The organism is Amaricoccus sp. B4 (genome assembly GCF_043226085.1).
In the GTDB taxonomy this organism is placed as follows: Bacteria; Pseudomonadota; Alphaproteobacteria; order Rhodobacterales; family Rhodobacteraceae; genus Amaricoccus.
On the sequence record NZ_CP171225.1, the window covers coordinates 2869155 to 2894649 of the forward strand.

General features: G+C 59.5%; 28 protein-coding genes and 1 pseudogene. All 29 read left to right on the forward strand.

The window, feature by feature from the left end:
* Positions 1 to 93: 93 nt before the first annotated feature.
* Entirely contained in the window at positions 94 to 1044 is a 951-nt protein-coding gene (gene fabD / locus ACF66B_RS13810; RefSeq protein ID WP_111429120.1) for an ACP S-malonyltransferase, read from the forward strand.
* Positions 1037 to 1774 carry a 3-oxoacyl-[acyl-carrier-protein] reductase gene (gene fabG / locus ACF66B_RS13815; protein ID WP_111429119.1) on the forward strand — a complete coding sequence of 246 codons (738 nt, stop codon included), beginning with the start codon at positions 1037 to 1039 and terminating at the stop codon, positions 1772 to 1774. Before fabD ends, fabG begins: the two co-directional genes overlap by 8 nt.
* A 217-nt stretch (positions 1775 to 1991) precedes the next feature.
* Positions 1992 to 2231, forward strand: coding sequence for an acyl carrier protein (locus ACF66B_RS13820; RefSeq protein ID WP_111429118.1), 240 nt, complete (start codon positions 1992 to 1994; stop codon positions 2229 to 2231).
* Positions 2232 to 2399: 168 nt separating this feature from the next.
* Positions 2400 to 3662: a beta-ketoacyl-ACP synthase II gene (fabF, locus tag ACF66B_RS13825; RefSeq protein WP_111429117.1), complete on the forward strand. Its 1263-nt coding sequence runs from the start codon at positions 2400 to 2402 to the stop codon at positions 3660 to 3662.
* A 9-nt stretch (positions 3663 to 3671) separates the two neighbouring features.
* The gene (gene mltG / locus ACF66B_RS13830) at positions 3672 to 4688 is read left to right on the forward strand and encodes an endolytic transglycosylase MltG (protein ID WP_111429116.1); all 1017 of its coding nucleotides are present in this window, start codon (positions 3672 to 3674) and stop codon (positions 4686 to 4688) included.
* Between the two features lie 207 nt (positions 4689 to 4895).
* Positions 4896 to 5219 carry a hypothetical protein gene (locus tag ACF66B_RS13835; RefSeq protein WP_162683190.1) on the forward strand — a complete coding sequence of 108 codons (324 nt, stop codon included), beginning with the start codon at positions 4896 to 4898 and terminating at the stop codon, positions 5217 to 5219.
* Entirely contained in the window at positions 5191 to 6516 is a 1326-nt protein-coding gene (locus tag ACF66B_RS13840) for a DNA-packaging protein (RefSeq protein WP_392664867.1), read from the forward strand. Before ACF66B_RS13835 ends, ACF66B_RS13840 begins: the two co-directional genes overlap by 29 nt.
* A gap of 142 nt (positions 6517 to 6658) precedes the next feature.
* A complete protein-coding gene (locus tag ACF66B_RS13845; protein WP_111429115.1) occupies positions 6659 to 7834 on the forward strand; it encodes a phage portal protein in 1176 nt (391 codons plus the stop codon).
* Positions 7834 to 8124: a hypothetical protein gene (locus ACF66B_RS13850; protein ID WP_111429114.1), complete on the forward strand. Its 291-nt coding sequence runs from the start codon at positions 7834 to 7836 to the stop codon at positions 8122 to 8124. Before ACF66B_RS13845 ends, ACF66B_RS13850 begins: the two co-directional genes overlap by 1 nt.
* Positions 8121 to 8591 carry a hypothetical protein gene (locus ACF66B_RS13855; RefSeq protein WP_111429113.1) on the forward strand — a complete coding sequence of 157 codons (471 nt, stop codon included), beginning with the start codon at positions 8121 to 8123 and terminating at the stop codon, positions 8589 to 8591. Before ACF66B_RS13850 ends, ACF66B_RS13855 begins: the two co-directional genes overlap by 4 nt.
* Positions 8588 to 9148: an HK97 family phage prohead protease gene (locus ACF66B_RS13860; RefSeq protein ID WP_392662968.1), complete on the forward strand. Its 561-nt coding sequence runs from the start codon at positions 8588 to 8590 to the stop codon at positions 9146 to 9148. The genes ACF66B_RS13855 and ACF66B_RS13860 overlap by 4 nt, the downstream gene beginning before the upstream one ends.
* 39 nt (positions 9149 to 9187) lie before the next feature.
* Positions 9188 to 10387 carry a phage major capsid protein gene (locus ACF66B_RS13865; protein ID WP_111429111.1) on the forward strand — a complete coding sequence of 400 codons (1200 nt, stop codon included), beginning with the start codon at positions 9188 to 9190 and terminating at the stop codon, positions 10385 to 10387.
* A 149-nt stretch (positions 10388 to 10536) separates the two neighbouring features.
* Entirely contained in the window at positions 10537 to 10833 is a 297-nt protein-coding gene (locus ACF66B_RS13870; protein ID WP_111429110.1) for a hypothetical protein, read from the forward strand.
* Between the two features lie 23 nt (positions 10834 to 10856).
* The gene (locus ACF66B_RS13875; protein WP_111429109.1) at positions 10857 to 11453 is read left to right on the forward strand and encodes a head-tail connector protein; all 597 of its coding nucleotides are present in this window, start codon (positions 10857 to 10859) and stop codon (positions 11451 to 11453) included.
* Positions 11450 to 11791, forward strand: coding sequence for a head-tail adaptor protein (locus tag ACF66B_RS13880; protein WP_111429108.1), 342 nt, complete (start codon positions 11450 to 11452; stop codon positions 11789 to 11791). Before ACF66B_RS13875 ends, ACF66B_RS13880 begins: the two co-directional genes overlap by 4 nt.
* Complete coding sequence (locus ACF66B_RS13885; RefSeq protein ID WP_111429107.1) at positions 11788 to 12204, forward strand: DUF3168 domain-containing protein; 417 nt, start codon at positions 11788 to 11790, stop codon at positions 12202 to 12204. The genes ACF66B_RS13880 and ACF66B_RS13885 overlap by 4 nt, the downstream gene beginning before the upstream one ends.
* A gap of 31 nt (positions 12205 to 12235) precedes the next feature.
* A complete protein-coding gene (locus ACF66B_RS13890; protein WP_111429106.1) occupies positions 12236 to 12649 on the forward strand; it encodes a phage major tail protein, TP901-1 family in 414 nt (137 codons plus the stop codon).
* The gene (locus tag ACF66B_RS13895; RefSeq protein ID WP_111429105.1) at positions 12649 to 12978 is read left to right on the forward strand and encodes a gene transfer agent family protein; all 330 of its coding nucleotides are present in this window, start codon (positions 12649 to 12651) and stop codon (positions 12976 to 12978) included. Before ACF66B_RS13890 ends, ACF66B_RS13895 begins: the two co-directional genes overlap by 1 nt.
* Positions 12975 to 13184 carry a phage tail assembly chaperone gene (locus tag ACF66B_RS13900; protein WP_111429104.1) on the forward strand — a complete coding sequence of 70 codons (210 nt, stop codon included), beginning with the start codon at positions 12975 to 12977 and terminating at the stop codon, positions 13182 to 13184. The genes ACF66B_RS13895 and ACF66B_RS13900 overlap by 4 nt, the downstream gene beginning before the upstream one ends.
* 2 nt (positions 13185 to 13186) lie before the next feature.
* Positions 13187 to 13849 carry a phage tail tape measure protein gene (locus ACF66B_RS13905; protein WP_111429103.1) on the forward strand — a complete coding sequence of 221 codons (663 nt, stop codon included), beginning with the start codon at positions 13187 to 13189 and terminating at the stop codon, positions 13847 to 13849.
* 11 nt (positions 13850 to 13860) lie between these two features.
* Positions 13861 to 14493 carry a DUF2460 domain-containing protein gene (locus tag ACF66B_RS13910; RefSeq protein WP_111429102.1) on the forward strand — a complete coding sequence of 211 codons (633 nt, stop codon included), beginning with the start codon at positions 13861 to 13863 and terminating at the stop codon, positions 14491 to 14493.
* Positions 14493 to 15383, forward strand: a complete 891-nt coding sequence (locus tag ACF66B_RS13915) for a DUF2163 domain-containing protein (protein WP_111429101.1) — start codon at positions 14493 to 14495, stop codon at positions 15381 to 15383. Before ACF66B_RS13910 ends, ACF66B_RS13915 begins: the two co-directional genes overlap by 1 nt.
* Positions 15361 to 15837: an NlpC/P60 family protein gene (locus ACF66B_RS13920; protein WP_392662976.1), complete on the forward strand. Its 477-nt coding sequence runs from the start codon at positions 15361 to 15363 to the stop codon at positions 15835 to 15837. Before ACF66B_RS13915 ends, ACF66B_RS13920 begins: the two co-directional genes overlap by 23 nt.
* Positions 15837 to 19763 carry a glycoside hydrolase TIM-barrel-like domain-containing protein gene (locus ACF66B_RS13925; protein ID WP_111429099.1) on the forward strand — a complete coding sequence of 1309 codons (3927 nt, stop codon included), beginning with the start codon at positions 15837 to 15839 and terminating at the stop codon, positions 19761 to 19763. The genes ACF66B_RS13920 and ACF66B_RS13925 overlap by 1 nt, the downstream gene beginning before the upstream one ends.
* Positions 19764 to 19837: 74 nt before the next feature.
* Positions 19838 to 20122 (forward strand): annotated as a pseudogene (locus tag ACF66B_RS13930) (transposase); the annotation flags it as partial.
* A gap of 158 nt (positions 20123 to 20280) precedes the next feature.
* Positions 20281 to 21273: a secretion protein HlyD gene (gene hlyD, locus ACF66B_RS13935; protein WP_111429097.1), complete on the forward strand. Its 993-nt coding sequence runs from the start codon at positions 20281 to 20283 to the stop codon at positions 21271 to 21273.
* A complete protein-coding gene (locus ACF66B_RS13940) occupies positions 21270 to 23000 on the forward strand; it encodes an ATP-binding cassette domain-containing protein (protein WP_111429096.1) in 1731 nt (576 codons plus the stop codon). The genes hlyD and ACF66B_RS13940 overlap by 4 nt, the downstream gene beginning before the upstream one ends.
* On the forward strand, positions 22997 to 24121 hold the full coding sequence (locus ACF66B_RS13945) for an ABC transporter permease (protein WP_111429095.1): 1125 nt from the start codon (positions 22997 to 22999) through the stop codon (positions 24119 to 24121). Before ACF66B_RS13940 ends, ACF66B_RS13945 begins: the two co-directional genes overlap by 4 nt.
* Entirely contained in the window at positions 24121 to 25218 is a 1098-nt protein-coding gene (locus ACF66B_RS13950; RefSeq protein ID WP_111429094.1) for an ABC transporter permease, read from the forward strand. The genes ACF66B_RS13945 and ACF66B_RS13950 overlap by 1 nt, the downstream gene beginning before the upstream one ends.
* Positions 25219 to 25495: the final 277 nt, after the last annotated feature.

Consider the following 25495-nt stretch of genomic DNA (forward strand, 5'->3'; position numbering starts at 1 on the left):
TACCCTCGCGCCTGCATCCGGGTGGGCAAGGGGCTGGACGGCGGCTGCCGGGTGCGGCTAGTCAGGTCGCCACCACGAAAAGGGACAAACGGGATGAAACGAGCGTACGTGTTTCCCGGGCAGGGTGCCCAGGTGATCGGAATGGGACGCGATCTTGCAGAGGCTTATCCCTCTGCGCGTGCCGTGTTCGATGAGGTGGATGAGGCGCTAGGTGAGAGGCTTTCGGCGTTGATCTGGGAAGGTGAGATCGCGGAACTCACACTTACGCAGAACGCTCAGCCTGCTTTGATGGCAACGTCAATTGCAGCGGTTCGGGCGCTTGAAGCCGAAGGTGTGAGCGCAATGGATGCGGCATTCGTAGCTGGGCACTCTCTTGGCGAGTATTCCGCGCTATGTGCGGCAGGGGCGATGGGGCTTTCCGACACGGCGCGGATGTTGCGCCTGCGTGGGCGCGCAATGCAGGACGCGGTGCCAGTAGGTGAAGGCGCGATGGCCGCTGTTCTGGGGCTCGACTTCGATGCGGTAACCGCTATTGCGCAGGATGCTGCAGAAGGCGAGGTCTGCGAGGCGGCGAATGACAATGATCCGGCACAGGTCGTGATCTCCGGGCACAAGGCTGCGGTCGAACGTGCTGCGGCGTTGGCCAAGGCGCGGGGGGCAAAGCGCGCGATGCTGCTGCCAGTCAGCGCGCCTTTCCATTGCGCGCTGATGCAGCCGGCGGCCGAAGCCATGGCGGAGGCGCTGAAGGGCGTTCAGATCAATGCCCCCGCGGTTCCGCTAGTTGCGAATGTCAAGGCCGAGGCCGTTTCGGACCCCGAGGAAATCCGAAATCTGCTCGTTGCACAGGTGACGGGCCGTGTCCGGTGGCGGGAGAGTGTTGCCTGGATGGCCGAGCAGGGTGTGACACAAATGATCGAGGTGGGTGCGGGCAAGGCTCTATCTGGCATGATCCGGCGGATTGCCAAAAGTGTTGATGTTGTGGCGATAAATACGGCAGCGGATGCAAAGACGCTCGCCGAAAGAATAGGAGAAGCGCATGTTTGATCTTTCAGGCAAGTGCGCGTTGGTGACCGGCGCTTCAGGCGGTATTGGCGGCGCGATTGCCAAGGCGCTTCATGCTCAAGGGGCGAAAGTGACTCTTTCCGGCACCCGGGTCGAGCCATTGGAGGCACTTGCGGCGGAGCTCGGCGACGGTGCATTCGTTCTTCCCTGCAACCTAGGTGATGCGGATGCCGTCGCGGCGCTTCCAAAGGATGCCGAGAAGGCGATGGGCGGGCTCGATATCCTTGTCAACAATGCCGGAATGACACGCGATCAGCTTTTCATGCGCATGTCAGACGCGGATTGGGATACGGTTCTCGCGGTCAATCTGACGAGCGCCATGCGGCTGTCCCGTGCAGTGATGCGCGGCATGATGAAGGCGCGCTGGGGCCGGATCATCAACATCACTTCTGTCGTCGGGGTCACAGGTAATGCTGGTCAGGCCAACTATGCGGCGAGCAAGGCTGGTATGATCGGAATGTCCAAGTCTATAGCCGCCGAGGTTGCCGGACGCGGGATTACCGTGAACTGCGTCGCGCCGGGTTTCATTGGAACGGCAATGACGGATGTGCTGACAGATGAGCAGAAATCCAAGGTTTCAGGCGGAATTCCCGCTGGCCGGATCGGAACGCCAGAGGAAATCGCTGCGGCAGTGATCTACTTGGCATCACAGGAAGCCGCCTATGTGACGGGCCAGACGCTGCACGTAAATGGTGGTATGGCAATGATCTGAGTGCCGTTTGCTCCACGAAATGCCCTGCGCATTAGCATTTGCCAGCGGCTGCGGTTGTGATATAGGCCGCGCGAGTTGTTCCGGGCGGTTCTTGCCGTGTCGGGGGGCAGCGGCACAACAATAATAAATACGGACTTGACGGCGGCCCCCAAGGGCGCCGAGGTGCAGAACAGCTGGGTAGCTTGGCCTGAGACCAGGCAGAAGAGGAAGACGAAACATGAGCGATATCGCAGAACGCGTGAAGAAGATCGTGGTGGACCATCTGAGCGTTGACGAGGACAAGGTCACGGAGAGCGCTTCGTTCATAGACGACCTTGGCGCGGACAGCCTCGATACCGTCGAGCTGGTGATGGCGTTCGAAGAAGAGTTCGGCATTGAGATCCCGGACGACGCCGCCGAGACGATCCAGACCTATGGTGATGCAGTGAAGTTCATCACGGAAAACTCCGCATCCTGATCTTCCGATCGGAACGTTACGATAATCGGCGCCCATTTGCGGCGCCGTTTTTTTGTATGCCAAGGCGGCTGGGTGTCTGTTGACGTAAAGGGCAGCCTAGGAGGCTTGTCTGCACCGAGCCTTTCAGGCTACACGGTCTAGACCTCAAAGACGGCTCACGGAATTCAGATGCGGCGCGTTGTAATCACTGGACTTGGCATGGTCTCCCCGCTCGCCTGCGGCGTAGAGGAAACCTGGTCGCGGCTGCTGGCTGGAGAATCCGGCGCAGGCAAGATCAGCAAGTTCGATGCTAGTCATCTTGCCTGTGACATCGCTTGCGAAGTGCCTTACGGTGACGGATCGAACGGAACCTTCAACCCGGACGACTGGGTTGCTCCGAAGGATCAGCGCAAGATCGACCCCTTCATCCTTTACGCGCTCGCCGCTGCGGAGCAGGCCGTGCGGGATGCGGATTGGATGCCCGAGGACGAAGACGATCGCGAGCGCACTGGCGTCATCATCGGCTCCGGCATCGGAGGGCTGACGACGATTGCCGAGACAACGCTGATCCTGAAAGAAAAGGGGCCGCGCCGGGTTTCGCCGTTCTTCATTCCCGGAAGTCTTATCAATCTCTGCTCCGGGCAGGTATCGATCCGCTACGGGTTCAAGGGACCCAACCACTCTGTTGTTACCGCATGTTCGACCGGGGCGCACGCCATCGGAGACGGCGCACGTCTGATCCGTCATGGCGATGCTGATGTGATGATCGCCGGTGGCGCAGAAGCAGCAATCTGTGAGTTGGGGATTGCCGGATTTGCGGCGTGCAAGGCGCTCTCGACGGGATTCAGCGAGACGCCGAGACAGGCAAGCCGCCCCTATGACAAGGCGCGTGACGGTTTCGTGATGGGAGAGGGAGCCGGGGCTCTCGTTCTCGAAGAATATGAACATGCGAAGGCGCGTGGTGCAAAGATCTACGCGGAAGTTCTGGGCTATGGGCTTTCCGGTGACGCCTATCATATCACCTCGCCTGCTCCGGATGGCGATGGGGGATTCCGGGCGATGAGCGCAGCCTTGCGTGACGCCGGAATTACGGCAGACGAGATCGATTATGTGAATGCGCATGGCACCTCGACGCCCCTTGGGGATGAGATCGAGCTTGGTGCAGTGACGCGCTTGCTTGGCGATGCCGCGGGCAAGGTGACAATGTCGTCCACGAAGTCGTCGATCGGACATCTTCTCGGTGCGGCAGGGGCGGTTGAGGCAATCTTCTGTACGCTTGCGCTGCGGGATCAGATCGCACCGCCGACCTTGAACCTCGAGAATCCTTCGGTCGAGACTGCGATCGATCTCGCTCCCAATGCTGCAGTGAGGCGCCGGATCGATGTTGCGCTTTCGAATTCCTTCGGTTTCGGAGGGACGAATGCGTCACTGGTCCTGCGCCGCGTGGATTGATTTATTGCAATGATGCGGCATGTCGCTGCCAACGCTCTGACTCTGATAGCCGTCGCGCTCGTTCTTGTCTTCGGCCTGATTACGTGGGCTCAGTCGCAGTACCGGCGCCCTGGCCCGTTGACAGAGCCGATGAGGTTCGAGGTTGAGCAGGGCGATACGCTCACGCGGGTTACTGATCGCCTAGAACAAGATGGCATTATCGCGCATCCAACAATTTTCAGGATTGCTGCTCGCTATACCAAGCAGGACCGCGGCCTGAAGTACGGTGAATACGAGTTTGAGCCAAGGACTTCGATGGAAGAAGTCTTGGCGCTTCTCAACGCTGGAGGCAACGTCATCCGGCAGATTGTGGTGCCGGAAGGCTGGACAAGTTGGCAGGTCGTCGAGATGCTGCGGGCGCGCGAAGAGCTGAGCGGCGAGATCACGACCATTCCCACCGAGGGATCTCTTGCGCCCGCAGGCTATGATTTTCAGAAGGGCGATAGTCGCCAAGGGATCATCGAGCGGATGCAGACACGCCAGTCCGAGATCCTCTCTCAGGCTTGGGCCGGACGAGATGAAGGCTTGCCACTGAAGACGCCTGAAGAACTACTTACTCTTGCCTCCATCGTCGAGAAGGAGACAGGTGTTGCCGCGGAGCGCGATCTGGTAGCAAGCGTCTTTATCAACAGGCTCGAGCGTGGGATGCGGCTTCAGACCGACCCGACGGTCATTTATGGCATTACCAAAGGACAGGGTGCCTTAGGCCGCGGGCTTCGGCGCAGCGAGCTCGTGGCGCGGACCGAGTTCAACACCTATGTCATTCTCGGATTGCCTCCAACGCCCATCGCCAACCCCGGGCGAGATGCGATCATGGCGACGGCTCATCCCGCGCAGACTGACAACCTGTATTTTGTCGCGGATGGTACCGGAGGGCATGTATTTTCCCGCACGTTGGCGGAGCACAATGCAAATGTGGTGAAGTGGCGCCAGATCGAAGCGGAGCGTGCACGTGCTGCCGAGGAGGCCGGCACGGGGGGACAGTGAGTTTCTTGGCTCTTGGCATTTGCCGTCAGATCCGGCTGATCATGCGGCGCAGGGCAAATATTCACAACCTTGGATTTAGTGATTGACAGGGCGAACGCTCTAAGGTATATATCCTTCCAAGCTGGAAGAAGTGAATGGCAGAGGTGCTTAGGCGCGCTCTGCCTTTTTCGTTTCTGCCCGGGCGGAGCAGCCGGGGCAATTTGCAGAATGACAATTTCAGCACAGAATGGACCAGCGGAAGCAGACAGGCTTTCGCGAACAATCGAACTCTACCGCGATCTCTCTATTGCCCTTCGGGACAGGCTAAAGCTCCTGAAGGAAAACGCCTTACAGGATCTTGATTGCAGCAAATCGCTGGACGCAGTCCGGGCGCATCACAAGGCGCTTCAGACTGTACTTGATCTCGAGGGAAATCTTGCAAAACAACAACGAACCGGCACGGACGGAGCGATCCGAGAACTCGATCTCGACGCCGCCCGAACCGAGATCGCTTCGAGACTTTCTGTCTGGCTTGCCAGCCGAGGAAGCTGACGCGCTTCTCGACACATTGAGCCCCAATGCCGTTCTTGCTCTTCCATGGCTCTTTGAGCATTGGGCGCTGGCGGGTCACCAAAGACCGCCCGAGAGCGACTGGACGACATGGATCGTTCTTGGAGGGCGCGGTGCGGGCAAGACCCGCGCCGGATCGGAATGGATCCGCTCTCAGGTAGAGGGTGCGCGGCCAAGTGATCCGGGAGCGTGTTCCCGGGTCGCACTTGTCGCTGAAACTTTGGATCAAGCGCGTGAAGTGATGGTCTTCGGGGACTCGGGGCTTATGCGATGCACGCCCCCGGATCGCAGGCCGGAATGGCAGGCAACGCGCCGCCGGCTTCTGTGGCCTAACGGCGCAACGGCTCAAATATTTTCGGCAAGTGACCCGGAAGCATTACGTGGGCCGCAATTTGACTGCGCGTGGAGCGATGAGCTTGCGAAGTGGAAGAAGGCGGAAGATGCTTGGGATATGCTCCAGTTCGGACTAAGGCTTGGTGCCCGGCCGCGTCAGATCGTGACGACGACGCCACGGAATAACGCTCTCCTACGACGATTGCTTCGGGAGAGGTGCGCGGTCGTTACCCGTGCTCCGACGTCCGCCAACCGGATGCACCTCGCGCAGAGTTTCATTGAAGGCGTTACACAAAAGTATGGTCAGAGCCGCCTCGGACGCCAGGAGCTCGACGGTGAGATTCTTGCAGACTTTGATGGTGCGCTCTGGACGTGGAGCATGCTTGAGCAATCAAGGAAGCTCCCTCCGGTGAGCGTCGGGCGTATCGTTGTTGCAGTTGATCCACCGGTGACCAGTGGCAAGTACTCGGATGACTGCGGCATTGTCGTAGCAGGTGTATCTCAATCTGGTTCGCCATCCGATTGGGCGGCCGAGATTATTGAAGATGGAAGTGTCAGCAGCGCATCTCCCAAGGCATGGGCGGAGCGTGCCGTTTCACTCTTTCGCAGGTATCATGCTGATCGCTTGGTGGCAGAGGTCAACCAGGGGGGTGATCTTGTTGCTGCAGTTATCCGGCAGATCGATCCCTTGATCCCGTTCCGCGCGGTGCGTGCCCATCGCGGGAAGAGTGCTAGAGCAGAACCTGTTGCGGCGCTTTATGAGCAAGGCCGGGTTCGGCATCGGAAGCTCTTCAAATTATTAGAGGACCAGATGACGCAGATGACTCCCAATGGGTTCATCGGGTCCGGTAGCCCCGATCGTGTGGATGCGCTTGTCTGGGCGATTACGGATCTGATGATCGACCCGGCGGCGACGTATCGTGCGCCGCGCGTTCGGGGCCTTTGACGCAGATCTTGGAAAGTTGCAGTCACGAAGGTGCCGTCGCCCAACGACATGGGGTGAGCGGCGTTAGGCTGTAGCTAGATCTGCTTCCCACGATCCAAAGGCGCCGAGCGAGCCAACCTCGTAACTCAGGAGCAAGCAACCCATGGTCTTGCAGTTCTTTCGCACGCCCAAATCAGAGACGAACGAGGCCAAGGCTTCCGCAGCTGCGCAAGTCGTGGCATTCCATGGCGCGGGTCGGGCTGCATGGTCGTCGCGAGACTCCGTAACGCTAACGCGGATCGGTTTTCTGAAGAATCCGGTTACGTTCCGCTGCGTAAAGCTGATTTCAGAGGCGGCTGCCGCGGTGCCGATTGTCGTGCAGGACGAGAAGAGTCGATACGATCAGCATCCTGTCCTCTCGCTTCTGGCAGCACCCAATCCCGGTCAAGCCGGCCCTGCACTTCTTGAGAGCTTCTACGGCTACCTTCTCCTTTCCGGGGATGCCTTCTTGGAAGCCGCAGGTGAGGATAGCTCGGGCGGTCCACGAGAACTTTATGCGCTTCGCTCTGACAGGATGCGGGTTATTCCAGGCGATGACGGATGGCCTGTAGCTTATGAATATGTGCTTGGAGCGAACAAGCATACCTTTGATATGCGGCAGGAGTGTCCCCCCATACTGCACGTCAAGAGCTTCCATCCACAGGATGATCATTACGGTTTATCGCCGCTTCAGGCCGCGGCAAGTGCGATTGATGTGCACAACTCGGCAAGTACCTGGTCGAAAGCGCTCCTCGATAATGCCGCGCGTCCCTCCGGCGCGATCGTCTACAGGGGGGCAGACGGTCAAGGCGCGCTCGCAGCGGATCAGTACGCTCGCCTGCTCGATGAGCTCGAGACATATCATCAAGGTGCCCGGAATGCTGGACGGCCTATGCTTCTCGAAGGCGGTCTCGATTGGAAGCAGATGGGCTTCTCCCCGTCGGATATGGAATTTCACAACACCAAGGCTGCGGCCGCACGGGATATCGCGCTCGCATTTGGGGTTCCGCCAATGCTCTTGGGCTTGCCGGGCGACAACACCTACGCCAATTATCAGGAAGCCCATCGAGCATTTTACCGGCTGAGCGTATTGCCGCTCGTTTCCAAGGCGATGGCCTCAATTTCCGCTTGGCTCCCGCAATTCTACCGCGCTGGATTCCAGATCAAGGTCGATTTCGACAATGTGCCAGCGCTCAACGAGGAGCGGGAGACCCTGTGGCGACGCATCTCCGACGCTGACTTCCTCAGCGATGCCGAAAAGCGCCACATGCTGGGCCTGCCGAAGCTCAGGGATGACTGATGACGGGGAACGTGCCGCGGGGTGGCGGCTCACGCTACCTGTACGAACCATTCGATTCGAGCACGGACAAGGAATTGCGCGAGTATATCGAAATCATCCGTTCAATGGGCTCGCCAGAGCAGGTTCGGGAAAAAATGGCGGCGATCGACCTCCTTATCGAGGAACGGAGGCGACGACTTTGGCTGTTCACTTCAATCAAGACGGTGGCCAGCTGGGCCGCGATCGTGGCGGCGGGCTGGATGGCCTTCAAGGGCGTGATGATCGAGATCGTAGCAGGGATACAGAAATGAAGAGGTGGCATTTCGCCCTCTTCGGTATCCTGCTCGGGACCGCGACCGCGTGGCTACTCTATCCCAGCGCGTCGAGCGTCGTACTTCGGGCAATGTCGGGCGACCGGTGGTTTCATGTCCACTCCGTCGACATCGAGGATGCTGTCGTCGGCGACAGCCCGGTCGTTCATGTTGTGAGAGAGATTCGCCGACCCTTCACAGCGAGCTGGATCGTGACGCTACGTCGCAGGAATGGGGCTGATTTTGCCGTGTTCTGTGCCCGGGAGGGACGAAATGACTACCGGCCGTCGGCTGTCCTCCCTGCGGAGACTGACCTGAACTGGTGGATGAATATTCCTCCGAACCCGAATTGTCCCGGACTGCTTCCAGGAACTTACATCCTGAGCATGTCATGGAGCATCGAGGTGTCGGGGCTTCCACCGAAGGTCATGCGGATCGAAAGCAATGAATTCGAGGTGCGAAAATGATGTTCCTACCGGGTTATCGGTCGGTGCTTGAAACGAAGTTTCGAAATTTCGATGACGACTTGGCTCTCAAGGAGGGCGCTGTCATCTCGGGATACGCAAGTGTTTTCGGTGCGCAGGATCAGGGCGGCGATATTGTTCAGTCGGGCGCATATGGGACGTCACTTGGACGTCTGGAGAAATCCGGCCGTGCAGTGAAGATGCTCTGGCAGCACGATCCGACTCAGCCGATCGGAGTATGGGATGAAGTGCGAGAGGATGCCCGTGGACTTTTCGTCAAGGGGCGGCTGCTTCTTGAGGTCCAAGCGGCTCGAGAGGCCCATGCGCTTCTTAAGGCAGGCGCGATCGACGGGCTTTCGATCGGCTACCGAACCCTGCGCAGCGAAAAGACCGCTTCGGGCCAGCGCATGCTGCATGAAATCGAACTCTGGGAGGTGTCCCTGGTGACATTTCCCATGCTTCCTCAAGCGCGGGTGCAGGCGGAGGTCTCCGACATGGAAGAGAATCTGGCACTGACCTTGGCTGAGACGTTTCGCGAAGCCAGGGAATTGCTGGCCTAAGGGACAAGCAAAACCATCAGTCACCAAGGAACTCTACTGATGACCAATCCTGAGATTAACTCCCGGGCGGAGGCCTTCGTGCTTGGGCAGAACCCACACGTTGAATTCAAGAGCGCCATCTCCGGCTTTCTCAGTGAATTCAATAGTTTTCAATCTGAGATCAAATCCAGACTCAAGGAACAGGAAACTCGTTTGGCCATGCTTGACCGTAAGTCGATCGCGATGTCGCGTCCCCCGCTTGCACGTGCTGCCGACTCCTCCACGCCTCACCGCAAGGCGTTTTCTGCCTACCTCCGCTGCGGAGATGATGACGGGCTGCGCAGTTTGAGTGTTGAAGAAAAGGCTTTATCCTCAGCCGTTGCCGGGGATGGCGGATATCTGGTTGATCCGCAAACGGCGAATGAGATTATCGGGGTACTGCGTGATGCATCGTCAATTCGATCTATCGCCAACGTGGTAACGGTTGAAGCAACGGCCTTCGATGTGCTGGTCGATCATAGCGATGTCGGCGCAGGCTGGGCGACTGAGAATGAGCCTGCTTCTGAGACCGAGACGCCTCAGGTCGAACGTATCTCGATCCCGCTGCACGAGCTGTCGGCCCTGCCGCGTGCGTCGCAGCGGCTGCTCGATGACAGTGCATTTGACGTCGAGGGATGGCTCGCGCGCCGAATTGCGGACAAGTTCAGCCGCGCCGAAGCTCACGCCTTCATTGCGGGTGATGGTCACGACAAACCAACCGGTTTTCTGGCCTATCCCCAGGTCACGAACGAGCTCTGGTCGTGGGGATCTCTCGGCTATGTCCCGACCGGATCGGTTGGCGATTTCAGCTCCAGCGAGCCGGCCGATGCTGTTGTCGATCTTGTCTATGCGCTTGGCGCTCGGTATCGGGCCAATGCGAATTTCGTGATGAACTCGAAGACGGCAGGTGCTGTCCGGAAGATGAAGGACGCCGATGGGCGTTTTCTCTGGGCCGACGGCCTGGCCGCAGCCGAGCCTGCACGTCTCATGGGCTACCCAGTGATGATCGCAGAGGACATGCCCGACATCGCGAACGATTCCTTTGCGATCGCCTTTGGTGATTTCCGTGCTGGATACACTGTAGCTGAGCGCCCGGATCTACGGATTCTGCGCGATCCGTTTTCGGCAAAGCCACACGTTCTCTTCTATGCCACCAAGCGCATCGGTGGTGATGTCAGTGATTTTGCCGCGATCAAGCTGCTGAAGTTTGCGGTGAGCTGAGCGGAAATTACATCCGCCTCAGTTTCCGCAACCGGCCGTCGCAATTGGGTGACGGCCAGACACACCCCTGCGCTTTCCATCGCTGCTCCTTTTCCGTTCGGGCGGCGCGGGGGTGTGTTCCCTGTCGTTCCGACAAACAGGTCTCCTCGATGACATTTTATGTCCTCAAGGCGCAGGATGCGTTGCAGGAAGTAGTTCTTGACTGGCGCGCGGGCTATCTTGCCCCCCTCGAGATCATCGTTGACGATCTGGGCTGGAACATTCGCAATGCGACGTTCCGGCCTGGAGATCTTTCGGTCTCCGAGCAAAGTCACGACTTTCAGAAATCGCGCGCGGTGTTCTTCGGCGGACATGCAGAGCGATTCTACCTTCTTTCAAACCGAGTGCGCACTAGCCGCGATCGAACGCTCGAGCGCCTGCTGGTGATGCGCATAGCATCGGGCTGATGCCCGGGTTTAGGAGACTCAGGATGATTTTGACGGAAGTGAGCGCGCCCCCTTCGGCCGCAATACCGGTGCGCGCATTTGGTCAACACCTCCGGCTTGGATCAGGCTTTTCGGACGACGGATCAGAAGATGCCGTCCTCGAGCTGTATCTGAGGGCCGCCATGGCGGCGATCGAAGCCCGGCTCGGTCTTGCCCTGCTTGCCCGATCGTTCTCTTGGACAGTAACGCGCTGGCAGAGCGAAACCAGTCAGGGTCTTCCAACCGGGCCGGTGCAGTCGGTAGATGAGATCCTGATGATCGCTGCAGATGCGAGCGAGACCCAGGTCATCTCCACAGCCTGGCATCTCGTGCGTGATGCGCGCCGACCGCGCCTTCTCGGGGGTGGAGGGCAGCCACTCCCACCCATTCCGCGCTCAGGCCAAGCCGAAATCCGGTTCACGGCTGGCTTCGGCACGGCTTGGGAAAGCGTCCCGGCTGATTTGCGACAAGCTGTCTTCCTGCTTGCGGCCCATTTCTATGAGCACCGGAACGAAGACATCACGGCGCGGGATACCATGCCATTTGGTGTTCTGGTGCTGATGGAGTCTTATCGGGCAATGCGGGTTGGGGGCGGATTGTGAAAACGGCCGTCTCGCTTACCAGAAAGCTTGCACTCGAAGAGCGACGAACTATGCCTGACGGAGCGGGCGGTTTCGTGGTGAGCTGGGTCGTGCTTGGTTTTCTTTGGGCCCAAGTGACACCACGGAGCGGAACAGAGTTCTTTGCAAGTTTTGCGCCGCGATCACGAATCCTGCATCGCATTCTTGTCCGCGCAGCTCCGCCAGGTGCTCCCTCGCGTCCCCGCCCAGAACAGCGGTTTCGTGAGGGGGAGCGCGTGTTCGACATCCTCAGCGTCACGGAAGCATCGTTGTCGGCGCGGTATCTCGAGATTCAGGCTGAAGAGGGAAGAACCTCATGAGCTATGTATTCTCCGCGGCGTTGCAGTCTGCAGTTTACCGCCAGCTCTCATCAGACCCTGCAGTCGCAGCCGGGGTCGGAACGGCGATTTACGACGCACCGCTTCAGGGCATGACGGATGGCAAGACTTACTTCGTCACGCTGGGCGATGAAGTCGTAAAGCCATTCGGGAGCAAGACAAGCGAGGGCGGTATCCACGAATTCGATGTCACGATCCATTCGACGCGCGACGGTTTTGCCGGAGCAAAGGGTATCGCCGAAGCGATCTGTTCAGCCCTTATCGATGCACACCTAGACATTGGAGAGGATAGAATTGTGAGCTTACGTTTGCTGCGGGCCAAGACTGAGCGCGGTCGCTCGCCAGTGAAGCGGCTGATCACGCTACGTTTCCGCGCCGTAATTGACGGCGTCTGACCCAAAAAATTGATTTGCAAGGACAAGATCTATGACGGCGCAACGAGGCAAGGATCTTCTGATCAAACTCGACATGACCGGTGAGGGGGACTTCCAGACTGTTGCAGGCCTTCGGGCAACACGCATCACTTTCAATGCGGAGACGGTGGATGTGACACATCTGGAGAGCGAGGGGCGCTGGCGTGAGCTGCTTGCAGGGGCGGGCATGCGTAGCGCGGCGATCAGTGGATCCGGGATCTTTCGAGACGAGTCCACTGACGAACGGGTGAGAGCGCTATTCTTCGCCGGCGAGATTCCCCGCTTCCAAGTTATTATCCCGGATTTTGGTTCGGTTGAGGGCCCATTTCAGATCACAAGCATAGAGTACTCCGGCGACTACAACGGCGAAGCGGTCTACGAGCTTTCGCTTGCCTCCGCAGGCGCCCTGAACTTCGAGGCGATCTGATGGCCAATCCCTATCGCGGCGAAGTTGAGCTCGAGGTTAATGGCGAGATGCGGCAGATGCGCCTGACTTTAGGGGCGCTGGCAGAACTCGAGAGCAGGCTCGAGAGCGACTCCCTTTTCAGCATGATTTCCAGGTTCGAAACAGGCGCCTTCCGGGTGCGAGATCTTATTTGCCTGCTGACGGCAGGCTTGAATGGAGCGGGTTGGAGCATAACCGAAGCCGAACTCCTGAAGTGTCATATCGGCGGAGGACCTCTCGCCGCCGCGCAGGCGGCGGCCCGGCTTCTCAAGATCACATTTACACTGCCCGGAGAGGACCTCTCTGTATGAACCGCATAGCTTGGTCGCAGCTCCTGCGGCTGGGCCTGACCGACTTGGGGCTCCGTCCTGATGTTTTCTGGTCTCTTACTCCGGTCGAATTGATGCTGATGGCCGGCCTTGGTGAGACTCGGCAGACCCTGACCCGCGCGGCCTTCCTCCATCTGGCTGCCCGCTTTCCCGACAGCGCGATCGCTCATGACGACGGTACGGAGTAAGCATGGAAGATCATGAAACTGACCTTGATGCTCTAGAGGAGCAGTTTGCCGGCCTTGAAGAAACTTTTGGTGGTCTCGGGGGAGTTGCTGCGGCCTTTCGCAAGGAATTGCAGGGTCTGCAGTCGAGCTTCGAAAGCACCGGCAAGGAGGCATCGGGCATGTCTCGTTCAGTTACCTCGTCAGTGAAGCGTGCATTCGACGATGTGATCTTTGGTGGTGCGCGGCTCACTGATGCGCTTGCCTCACTCGGTTCAAGCATTTCAGGCTCAGTTCTGAACAAGGCAGTTGCCCCCATCCAGAATGCACTCGGTTCTTCGATGACTGGTGGGCTCGAGGCGATTTTGGGCGGATTGCTTCAGTTTCATAAGGGAGCTGCTTTCAGCTCAGGGCGTGTGGCGGCTTTTGCGCGCGGCGGCGTTGTCGGCGAGCCAACGCGGTTTCCAATGCGCGGTGGCATGGGCCTCATGGGCGAGGCTGGCCCTGAAGCGATCATGCCGCTCGCGCGAGGTGCTGATGGCAAGCTCGGCGTGCGTGGCGGAGGTGGCGGCTCAGTCAATGTGACAATGAATGTAACGACGCCCGATGTCACAGGCTTCCAGCAGTCGCGAAGCCAGATCGCGGCTGAAATGAGCCGTGCTCTTCAGCGCGGACGGCGCAATCTCTGAAGAGGCACACGATGAGCTTTCATGAAGTGCGATTTCCTGCGAACCTTTCCATCGGTTCGACTGGCGGACCTGAGCGGCGAACCGAGATTGTGACGCTCAGCAACGGGTTCGAAGAACGCAACTCTCCCTGGGCGCATTCGCGGCGGCGCTATGATGCGGGTCTGGGTGTTCGATCTCTCGATGATCTTACTGAAGTTATTGCCTTCTTTGAAGCACGGCACGGCCAACTCTATGGTTTCCGGTGGAAGGACTGGACAGATTTCAAGTCTTGCCGCCCTTCCGCGCGCATCGATATGTTCGATCAGAAGCTCGGCATAGGCGATGGCGGAAGGACGGTCTTCTCGCTCGTAAAAAGCTACTCTTCCGCGGGGAATATTTACACACGCCCAATTGTGAAGCCGGTCGGCGCATCCGTGATTGTTGCGGTCGGCGGCAAACCTGTTTCTGCCGGTTCTGGTTTCGTGCTCGATGACACCAGAGGGGAAATGACCTTTCTGGAGGCTCCGGCTGAAGGTGCGATCATCACGGCCGGGTTCGAATATGACGTGCCGGTGCGCTTTGACACAGATCGGATCACGACCAGTCTTGCGGGATTCGCTGCAGGCGAAATTCCATCAATTCCGATTATGGAGGTGCGCGTCTGATGCGGGACATTCCATCGGAACTTCATGCGCGACTGGTGAGCGGGACAACTACTCTCTGCCGATGCTGGAAGATATCGCGGCGAGATGGTGTGGTCCTGGGCTTCACGGACCATGACGCCGACCTGACATTCGACGGTTTGAAGTTCCAGGCGAGCAGTGGGCTCGATGCCAATGCCTTGCAGATGTCAAACGGTTTGAGCGTCGACAACTGCCAAGCAGTTGGGGCGCTCTCGGCCTCAACAATACGGGAAGAAGACATCCGGCGGGGGCGCTTCGATCGCGCCGAGATATTTCATTGGCTGGTGGACTGGCAGCGACCCGAGCTGAGAGTCCTGCTTTTTCGGGGCACTCTTGGGGAAATTCGGCGTTCGGATGGGACTTTCGAGGTTGAGCTGCGAGGGCTAGCCGAAGAGCTCAATATGCCGGTGGGACGGTCTATCCTTCGCAGCTGTGACTGCGTTCTGGGTGATGCAAGGTGCGGCTTCGATGTGAATACGTCCGGCTACATGGCGACTGGTGAGATCGCAGCAGATACGACCGATGCGCGAATTATATGTGGCGGGTTGGGTGCCGCCGTGTCCAACTGGTTTGCGCATGGTCAGATCGACTGGCTTTCTGGGCCCAATGCGGGAACGACCTCCATCGTCCGGGCGGATCGCTTGCGGGCCGATGGCATGCGTGAACTTGATCTCTGGATTGCACCGACAGACCTGCCCTTGGTCGGTGATCGTTTCAGTGTCGTTGCCGGCTGCGACAAACAGGCTTCGACGTGCCGTCGGAAGTTCGGAAATCTGCTCAATTTCGGAGGTTTTCCGCACATTCCTGGCGAAGATTGGGTTGCCGCATATCCGAAGGCAGGTGAGGTGCATGATGGGTCAAGACTCAGATGAGGAGCCGTGTGTCAAAGGTGAACGTATCGTTGCGCTTGCACGGCAGTGGTTGGGAACACCTTATCGGCATCAGGCGAGCTGCAGGGGGGTTGGCACCGATTGCCTAGGCTTGCTTCGAGGGTTGTGGCGGGAGGCGATCGGCCCCGAGCCGGAAGCCGTGCCGTTTTACACGCCGGACTGGTCTGACGTGGGTGGCGAGGAGGAGCTTCTCGCTGCTGCTGCGCGCAATATGACACGAGTCCCATCTGGTGGTGCTCTCGTCGGCGATGTCGTGGTCATGCGTATGAAGGACGGCGGTGTCGCGAAGCACATCGGCATTCTTGCTAGATCCGACGAAGGCTATGAAACGCTGATACATGCCTATTCGGGTCATGGGGTGGTCGAGTCGCCTCTGACTCCGACTTGGTCCGAGCGCATCGCCGGCATTTTCCGATTTCCAGACAGGAGTTTTTGATGGCAACGCTTGTCTTGTCTGCCGCAGGTGCCGCGCTTGGGGGATCCATTGGTGGATCGCTTGCTGGAGTTTCCGCGATGGCATTGGGCAAGGCGGCCGGTGCAATCATCGGGAATTCGATTGATCAGACAATTCTGGGCCAAGGCGCTGCGACCGTCGAAACGGGACACGTTGATCAATTCCGGATCATGGGCGCGAGCGAAGGTGCCGTCATACCGCGTGTCTTCGGGCGCATGCGTGTCGCAGGGCAACTCATCTGGTCGAGCCGGTTTCTGGAAGCCGTGAACGAGGAAAGTGTCGGCGGTAAAGGGGGCAGCGGAACGCTCAGGGAATACAGCTATTCGATCAGCATTGCGCTTGCTCTGTGCGAAGGAGAGATACTGCGCATTGGTCGTATCTGGGCTGACGGTCAGCCGCTTGATCAGACTGATGTCACTTTGAGGGTCTATCGCGGCACGGAAGATCAGCTTCCTGATCCAGCTATTGCTGCCATTGAGGGACTCGATGCGACGCCAGCCTATCGGGGATTGGCCTATGTCGTATTTGAAAATCTTCAACTGACGCAGTTTGGAAACCGAATTCCGCAGTTCAACTTCGAGGTCTTTCGTCGATCCAATATCAGTCAGGATCTGCCAACACGTTCGCCGGCGCTCGATGTGAAGGGTGTCGCTCTCGTCCCAGGAACCGGAGAGTACGCACTCGCGACGGAGCAAGTGATGTTCGTGCGTAACAAGGGCATCTTCGACGTCGCCAATGTCCATAATGACAGAGGTATTCCAGACATTCTGGCTTCGCTGGATCAGCTGAAGGCCGAGCTGCCGAACGCGAAAGCGATTTCGCTTGTCGTCAGCTGGTTCGGTAGCGATCTTCGATGCGATCATTGTGAGATCTTTCCCGCCGTAGAGCAGAAGCTGGAAGATGGTGAACCTATGCCTTGGCGGGTTGCAGGTCTGTCTCGGGCATCAGCCCGCATGGTTGGGCGCGTTGACGACAGACCGGTATTCGGCGGAACCCCGGCTGACGAAAGCGTGATACAGGCAATTCGCCGTATTCGGAACGCGGGCCAGCGCGTGTTGTTCTATCCATTTATTCTGATGGATATTCTTGCCGAGAACGGCTTGAGAGATCCTTGGACAGGTAATCTGCGCCAGCCAGCCATTCCCTGGCGCGGTCGCATCACACTCTCCGAGGCCCCAGGACGTCCGGGGTCTCCCGATCAGTCGGCACGGGCCGCGGACGAAGTGCAGAAGTTCTTTGGGACTGCGACTGCCGATGAGTTTGTGTTCGATGGCGAACGTCCAGTCTATCGCGGTTCGGATGGCTGGAGCTATCGTCGTTTCGTGCTCCACTATGCGCATCTCTGTGCGGCTGCAGGAGGCGTCGATGCCTTCTGTATCGGATCCGAATTGCGTTCGCTTACGCAGATCCGGGACGGTGAAGCATCCTTTCCCGCAGTTCGGGCGCTGCGTCGTCTGGCAACGGATGTGCGTGCCATCCTCGGGAAGGCCACAAAAATTGGCTATGCCGCGGACTGGTCAGAGTACTTCGGGCATCAAGTTGGCGACGGGAGTGGAGAAGTTCTGTTTCATCTGGATCCTCTCTGGTCGCATGACGACATCGATTTCATTGGGATCGACAACTACATGCCGCTATCAGATTGGCGCGACGGCGGTCAGCATGCAGATGCCGACTACGGCTCGATCTACAATCTGGACTATCTCGGCGGAAATGTGGCCGGTGGCGAAGGCTACGACTGGTACTATGCAGACGAAAGAGCTCGGGAAACCCAGGACAGGCGGCCGATCAAAGACACGGCTTATGGCGAGCATTGGATCTTTCGCTACAAGGACCTCGTCAATTGGTGGTCCAATCCGCACTTCAATCGTATCGGGGGTGCAAGGTCAGAGGCCCCGACCTCTTGGATGCCGCGCTCGAAACCAATCTGGTTTACCGAGCTTGGATGCCCAGCTGTAGACAAGGGTACCAACCAGCCAAACGTATTTCATGATCCGAAATCGTCCGAAAGCATGCTTCCCTATTTCTCGAGTGGCGTGCAGGACGAATTTATCCAACGCCGTTATCTGCAAGCTACATTTAGACATTGGGGGGATAAGACCAATAATCCGATATCTGACCTTTATGGTGGACCAATGGTCGATATGGACAATGCGTATGTCTGGGCCTGGGATGCGCGACCCTGGCCGGATTTCCCAGCACGCATGGATACCTGGATTGATGGAGGCAACTACCATCTCGGTCACTGGCTTAACGGGCGCGCTGCGCTTTGCTCACTTGCTGAAGTCGTCGCCGAGACGTGTCAAAGATCGGGGCTCTCCGCCGCTGATATCGATGTCGATGAACTCAACGGCACGGTAACGGGGATTGCTATCACTTCGATCGAAACAGCACGCCAGAGCCTGCAACCTCTGATGTTGACACATGCTTTCGACAGTTTCACTGGCAATGGGAAACTTGTTTTCACGAGCCGCGGCGAAGCTCGATCGCGTGAAATCTGCGCTGATGATTGTGTCGTGACTGGCTCGGACCCAGTGCTCCTAAAGACCCGCGCACCTCGGTCCGAAACCCCAAGTCGCGTGACCTTTGGGTTTGTTCGTGATGACAGCGACTATGCGGCAGGTGCGACCGAGGCTGTTGCCGATGGACAAGGGAGCTCGCGGGTTTCCCAGACAAACTGTTCGATCGTGCTAGGTGAGGGGATGGCAAAATCGATTGCCGAGCGCTGGCTTTCCGAAAGTCTGGTGGCTATGGATACGCTCAATCTTGCACTGCCGCCGTCGTCGCTCGACCTCGTCCCAGGGGATACGCTGGCATTGCGCAGCGAGGGCAGTCTAGATCTGTATCGGATCGACCGCGTCGATGAAATGGGCCATCGTATTATCAACGCAACACGTGTGGAGCCTAGGCTCTATGAAATAGCAGTCAATCAGATCGACAGGAGGGAACTCAGAGCACTAAACGCAGCAACCCCAGTTCATGCGGAGCTCCTGGATCTACCGATTCTGCGAGGAGATGAGGTCGCATATGCGCCTTATGTTGCTGTTGCGAAGAAGCCTTGGGCCGGCACCGTTGCGGTCTATTCGAGCGCTAGCGACTACGACTATTCATTGAGCCTCGACATGTCACGGCCTGCAGTAATGGGTCAAACCATCGATCCAGTTCCGGCGGGCCCATGTGGTCGCTGGTTCCATGGAGCATTCAGGGTCCTGCTTGCATCTGGTGTGCTCCAGAGCCGAGAATACAAAGATGTTCTAAATGGGGCTAATGCGGCGGCGCTACGCAGTGGACCAACTGGTGACTGGGAAGTCATCCAGTTCGGCAACGCGGAGCTAGGCCCGGATGGTTGCTTCAGACTTTCAAGTTTGCTGAGAGGGCAGGCGGGGACCGATTTCTTGGCGACAACCCCTTGGCCCGCCGGGACTGACTTCATTTTGCTGGATAACGCAGTGCAGCAGATCGATATGCCGCGCTCAGCCGTTGGTCTTGAGCGCCACTATCGCATTGGGCCGGCGAGAAAGTCTTACGATTCAAAGGTCTTTCTTCAAATGCGCTTTACCGCCGAGGGGGTCGGATGGCGACCATATCGGCCAGTACACGTTGAGGCCGAACTTGTTGAGGGTGGCGCCATTGCTTTGAGTTGGGTTCGGCGTACACGCATCGATGGTGACAGTTGGCAAGGAGCTGATGTTCCGCTTGGAGAAGGGGCGGAGATCTACCATGTTCGCATTCTGAGTTCTGGGGAGTTGGTGCGCGAATATTTCCCTGCCAGAAGCCAAGTGATCTACACGCGACAAGATCAGAATAAAGACGGTACACATGACGACTTCTCCGTCGAGATCGCCCAGATCTCAGAGCGCTTCGGCCCTGGCCCTTATGCCTCTCTTACTATCAAGCGAGCCGATCTGTAAAATATGGCTAGTGACCTGAGTCCCGTATCCTCCTCGAGCTTGAGGCAGAGTCCGATCCATTCGAGGAGACGGACATGAAGCGATCGAGGTTCACGGAAGAGCAGATCGTCGGGATGCTGAAGGGGCAGGGGGCCGGGATGTCGACGGCCGATTTATGCCGGAAGCGCGTTGTGGGCTCGGCGACCCTCTACAAGTTCAAGGCGCGCAACGGCAGGCTGGCGGTTGCAGACGCCCGGCGGTTGAAGGCACCCGAGGACGAGAACGCCAAGTTGAAGAAGCTTCTGGCGGAGGCGATCTTGAACAACGCGGTGCTGAAGGATGACACGGCCAAAAAAATGGTAGCGTCAGGCGGGAGGCGCGCCTCATGTCGTGACAGCCCACTGGGTGGGCGAGCGCCGGCATGCCAGACCGCGCGGCGGGTAACAGGCTGGGACGAGATTGGCCCGCAGAAGGCTGATATACTGCGCAACGTGATCCGCGAAAACTTCCGTGCGATCTTGCTGGAGGGCGAACGCCGATGAAAAAGCTTCTGATTCCGTTAGCTCTCCTTGCCTTGCTCGTCATCGCCGCGATGGGAACTCGGGGACTCGGCATCTGGGGAGACGGGAGCGCCGAGGAATTCGAGCTTTACGGCAATGTCGATATTCGCACCGTTGATCTTGGTTTCCGCGTTGGAGGCCGCATCACAGCGATTCCAGTCGAAGAGGGGGCCAGCGTGCCGAAGGGCGAAACACTTGCGCGTCTTGAGGCCACCCCTCTCCGGACTTCGCTCGATTCCACACAGGCCAAGGCCGACGCTGCTCAAGCCGAACTCGAGAAGCTTCGGAACGGCAACCGGCCGCAGGACATCGCCCAAGCCGAAGCTGCCCTCGCCGAACGCCGGGCCGCTCTCGCAGAGGCTCGGGTCGATTACGAGCGCCAGACCCGCCTGCTTAACTCGCGCACGATAAGCCAGTCGACCTTCGATGTGAGCGAGGCGCAGTTCCGCGCGGCCGAAGCCCAGGTTACGGCGGCAGAAGAAGCGGTTTCTCTGATGCGCGAAGGCGCTCGGCCCGAAGATATTGCGGCCGCTGCCGCGACCTATGCTGCAGCAATTGCGCAGCGTGACCGGGCGCGGACCGATTATGACGACGCTGTCCTCGTCGCTCCTGCGGCGGGGACGATCCTTACCCGTGCGCAGGAGCCCGGAGCTATCGTGCCGGCGGGCGGCACTGTTCTTACGCTTGCCATCGACCGGCCGGTCCGGGTGCGAGCCTATGTAGCGGAGCCGGATCTCGGCCGTGTGGCGCCTGGAATGTCTGTGGAGATCAACACCGATAGCCGGGCCGAAGCCTATCACGGGACTATTGGCTTCATCTCCGCCACCGCGGAATTCACGCCTAAGACCGTCCAGACCGAGACGATGCGCACGGATCTCGTCTACCGCCTACGCATCACCGTAGAGGATCCCGACGACATGCTGCGCCAAGGGCAGCCAGTTACGGTGCGTCTCGCAGCAAATGCGCCATGACTGCAGCACTGGCTCGTCTCGAAGGTGTCATCCGACGTTTCGCCAGACCGGCGGTCACCGCGCTCGACGGCGTGAGCTTGGATATTTTGCCGGGCCGGATGACGGGTCTTGTCGGTCCCGACGGTGCTGGCAAGACCACTCTGATCCGTCTTCTCGCTGGCCTGCTCGATCCGGATCAAGGACGTGTTGAGGTACTCGGTGCGCCGGCCACTCGCTCGGATCGCGCCGCACTTGGCTACATGCCGCAACGCTTCGGTCTCTATGAAGATCTGAGCGTGATCGAGAATCTCACCCTCCATGCGGAGCTTCGCGGGCTGCCTCTAGCCGAGCTTGATGCGCGCCTTGCCGAACTTCTCGACTTTACCGATCTTGCCCGGTTCAAGCCAAGGCTCGCGGGCCGGCTCTCGGGGGGGATGAAGCAGAAGCTCGGGCTGGCCTGTGCCATGGTGCGTGCGCCGAAACTCCTGCTTCTCGATGAGCCCGGCGTCGGGGTCGATCCGGTGTCACGCCGCGAACTCTGGGCGATGGTGGCTGAGCTCGCGAGCTCCGGCATCGGGGTGCTCTGGTCGACAGCCTATCTCGACGAGGCCGAGCGCTGCGACACCGTCCACCTGTTGCATGAGGGAAAGCTCCTGCATTCGGGACCGCCTGCCGATCTCACCGACACGGTGCGGGGCAGGACCTTCCGGCTCTTTGCCGGCGCGGGTGCCCGGCGCGCGCTTCTCGAGCGCGCCCTGGATCGCGACGATGTGACAGACGGAACGATCCAGGGTGCGTCTCTGCGGCTCGTGCTGGCACCGGAAGCGAAGCCCCCGGATGCCGAGGCGTTGGGGCGGGACATTCCTCTCGAGGTCCGTCCCGTCCCGCCGCGGTTCGAGGATGCCTTCGTCGACCGGCTCGGAGGTGGCCCGCCGGGCACAAGCGCGCTCGCGGTTTATTATCGTGACATTCCCGAAAACGACGCTCCCGCCATCGCAGCGGAAGGGCTAACCCGCCGCTTCGGCGATTTCACCGCGGCGCATGACATTTCCTTTTCGGTGGCGCGCGGGCAGATCTTCGGTCTGCTCGGTCCCAATGGCGCGGGAAAGTCCACGACTTTCAAGATGCTCTGCGGTTTACTCACCCCGAGCGAGGGTAGCGGCCGTGTTGCGGGCCATGACCTTCGCACGGCACGGGCCGAGGCGCGGCAATCCCTCGGATACATGGCGCAGAAATTTTCGCTCTATGGCGATCTCAGTGTCCGCCAGAATCTCGACTTCTTTTCGGGAGTCTACGGGCTTCGCGGTCAGGCACGTCGCGCCGCCATCGAGCGGGTTACCGATATCTTTCGACTCGGCAGCTATCTCTCGACAAACGCGGGTCTCATGCCGCTCGGCTACAAGCAGCGACTGGCGCTGGCCTGTGCGGTGATGCATGAGCCGCCGGTGCTCTTTCTCGATGAACCGACCTCCGGGGTCGATCCGATCGTGCGGCGGGAGTTTTGGACCCATATCAATGGGCTGGTGGGCAAGGGTGTGACGGTGCTCGTCACCACACATTTCATGGACGAGGCGGAATACTGCGACCGGATCGCGCTCATCTATCGCTCAGAGCAGATCGCGACCGGCACGCCCGACAGTCTCAAGGACGATGCGGCCCGGATGTCCGAGCTGAAGGATCCGACTCTTGAAGATGCCTTCATTGCCCTGATCGAGGCCTCTGATCGCGCGCGAGAGGCTGCGGCATGACTCCAGGGCTTCGCCGCATCCGGGCCATGCTGGTGAAGGAGACGCTCCAGATCCTGCGTGATCCCTCGACGTTTCTCATTGCCTTCGTCCTGCCGCTGATCCTGCTCTTTCTCTTCGGTTATGGCGTCTCTCTCGATACCCGCGATGTGAAGATCGGCCTTGCGCTTCAGGATGCGAGCGCGGCTGCCCGCAGCCTGGCCTCTGCCTATGAACAGTCGCCTTGGTTCGACGTCCATGGCAGCCGGGAGCTTGGCGATCTCGAGAATGATATGATCGCAGGCCGCATTCGCGGGATCATCGTCATCCCGCAGGATTTCGGTGTTCATCTCGCCCGGCGTGATGGCGGGGCCGAGATCCAGATCATCACCGATGGATCGCTTCCCAACACCGCGAGTTTCGTCGCCGCCTATGCCGAGGGGGTGCGGGCGAGCTGGGCCGAGGGATATGCGGGCGAACACGGGCTGCGGGTTTCGCCGCCGCTCACGGTCAATCCACGGTTCTGGTTCAATCCCGAGCTGGCCAGCCGGTATTTCCTCGTGCCCGGTTCGATTGCCATCGTGATGACGATGATCGGCACGCTTCTTACCGCGCTCGTCGTCGCGCGGGAATGGGAGCGCGGCACGATGGAGGCCCTGATGGCGACGCCCCTCGGCATGGCCGAGCTCATTGCCACCAAGGTCATTCCCTATTTCGTTCTCGGCCTTGGCTCTGCCGCACTCTGCGCGCTTCTCGCCGTCACGCTCTTCGGCGTGCCGTTCCGCGGCTCGATCCCGGCATTCCTCGGCATCTCCTCGGTTTTTCTCATTCCGGCGCTCGGGCAGGGGCTGCTCATTTCCGCGCTCTCGAAGAACCAGTTCGTCGCGAGCCAGGTTGCTCTCATCGTCGCCTTCCTGCCGGCGATGGTGCTCTCGGGCTTCGTCTTCGAGATCGGCTCGATGCCGAAACCGATCCAGATCATCACCCATTTCGTTCCGGCACGCTATCTGATCCCATCGCTCCAGACCGTATTCATGGTCGGTGACCTCTGGGGGCTCTATCTGCGAAACAGCCTGATCCTCCTCGGCTTCGGCGTGGTCTTCTTCCTGCTCGCAATCCGTGCGACCCGTCGGAGGCTTGACTGATGCTCGGCCGCCTCTTCGCCATGATCGTCAAGGAGCTTCTCGCCATCCTGCGCGATCCGCGGGCGCGCATCATCCTGATCGTGCCCCCTACCGTCCAGCTCGTGGTGCTCGGCCTGGCCACGACCCTCGAGGTCAAGAACGTCGATATCGGCATCTTCGACCGAGACGGCGGGGCCTGGAGCCGCGAGTTCTCCGAGCGGCTCGCGGGGAGTCCGAACTTTCGCGAGATCCGGCCGATCCATTCCGCCGGGGCCATGCGGCGGGCCATCGACAATCAGGAGGTGCTCGCTGTCGTCGTCTTCGGCCAGGGCTTCAGCGGTGACATCGCCGCGGGGCGGCCGGCAGAGGTCCAGCTCATCCTCGACGGGCGCCGGTCAAATGCCGCCCAGATCGTCTCGGGCTACATCTTTGCCATCGCGGAGGGGCTCAGCGGCGAGCTTGGCAGCGGGACGGGCCTTACGAGCTCGATCACGACCCACTGGTTCAATCCCAATCTCGACTATCTCTGGTTCACCATGCCGGGGCTGCTGGTAGTCATCACGACCGTGCTCGGGTTGGGGCTCACCGCCCAGACGGTGGCCCGCGAGCGGGAGCTCGGCACCTTTGACCAGCTCATGGTCTCGCCGCTCCGGGTGCCCGAAATCCTGGTGGGCAAGATGGTTCCGCCGGTCCTCGTCGGGTTTTTCGATGCAACGCTCTATGTCATCATCATCCCCGCGATCTTCGGTGTTCCGCTTCGCGGATCGGTGCCGCTGCTTTACCTCTCGCTTCTCTTCTACCTCTTGGCGCTCGTCGGGGTGGGGATGCTCGTCTCATCGATTGCGCAGACCCAGCAGCAGGCGTTTCTCGGCATGTTTCTGGTCGCTGTCCCGGCGATCCTGCTCTCGGGCTATGCGAGCCCGGTGGACAACATGCCGGGCTGGCTTCAGATCGTGGCGCAGGGCAATCCCTCCAAGCATTTCCTTGTCGTGTCCGAGGGGATCTTTCTCAAGGCCATGCCGCCGGGGGACGTTCTGGCCAACACCTGGCCGCTCGGGCTCATCGCGGTGGTCACGCTTGCGGCTTCGGCGATCCTCTTCCGGGCGCGGATGGAGTAGCAGCCTGAGCCGGGTGGGTCGCCGGTGAAAACGGGGCGTTTCACCGTGAAAATTCGATTCTGAGACTGAAATCATTTGATTTTCGTGGTTAACATATCATGAATCAATTCCCATGCCGATGGGCGGGCGGCGGTGGCTGGGGGCAGCTTGGACGGCGTGCATGGCGGGCGAAGACGGGACGGAAATCAGGCGCGTGTCCCTGCTTGAAGCCGGTGGCGAGCCGGTGATTGCGCTCGAGGACATCGTTCTCGGCGCGGTGCCGTTTTCGGCTCCGCTC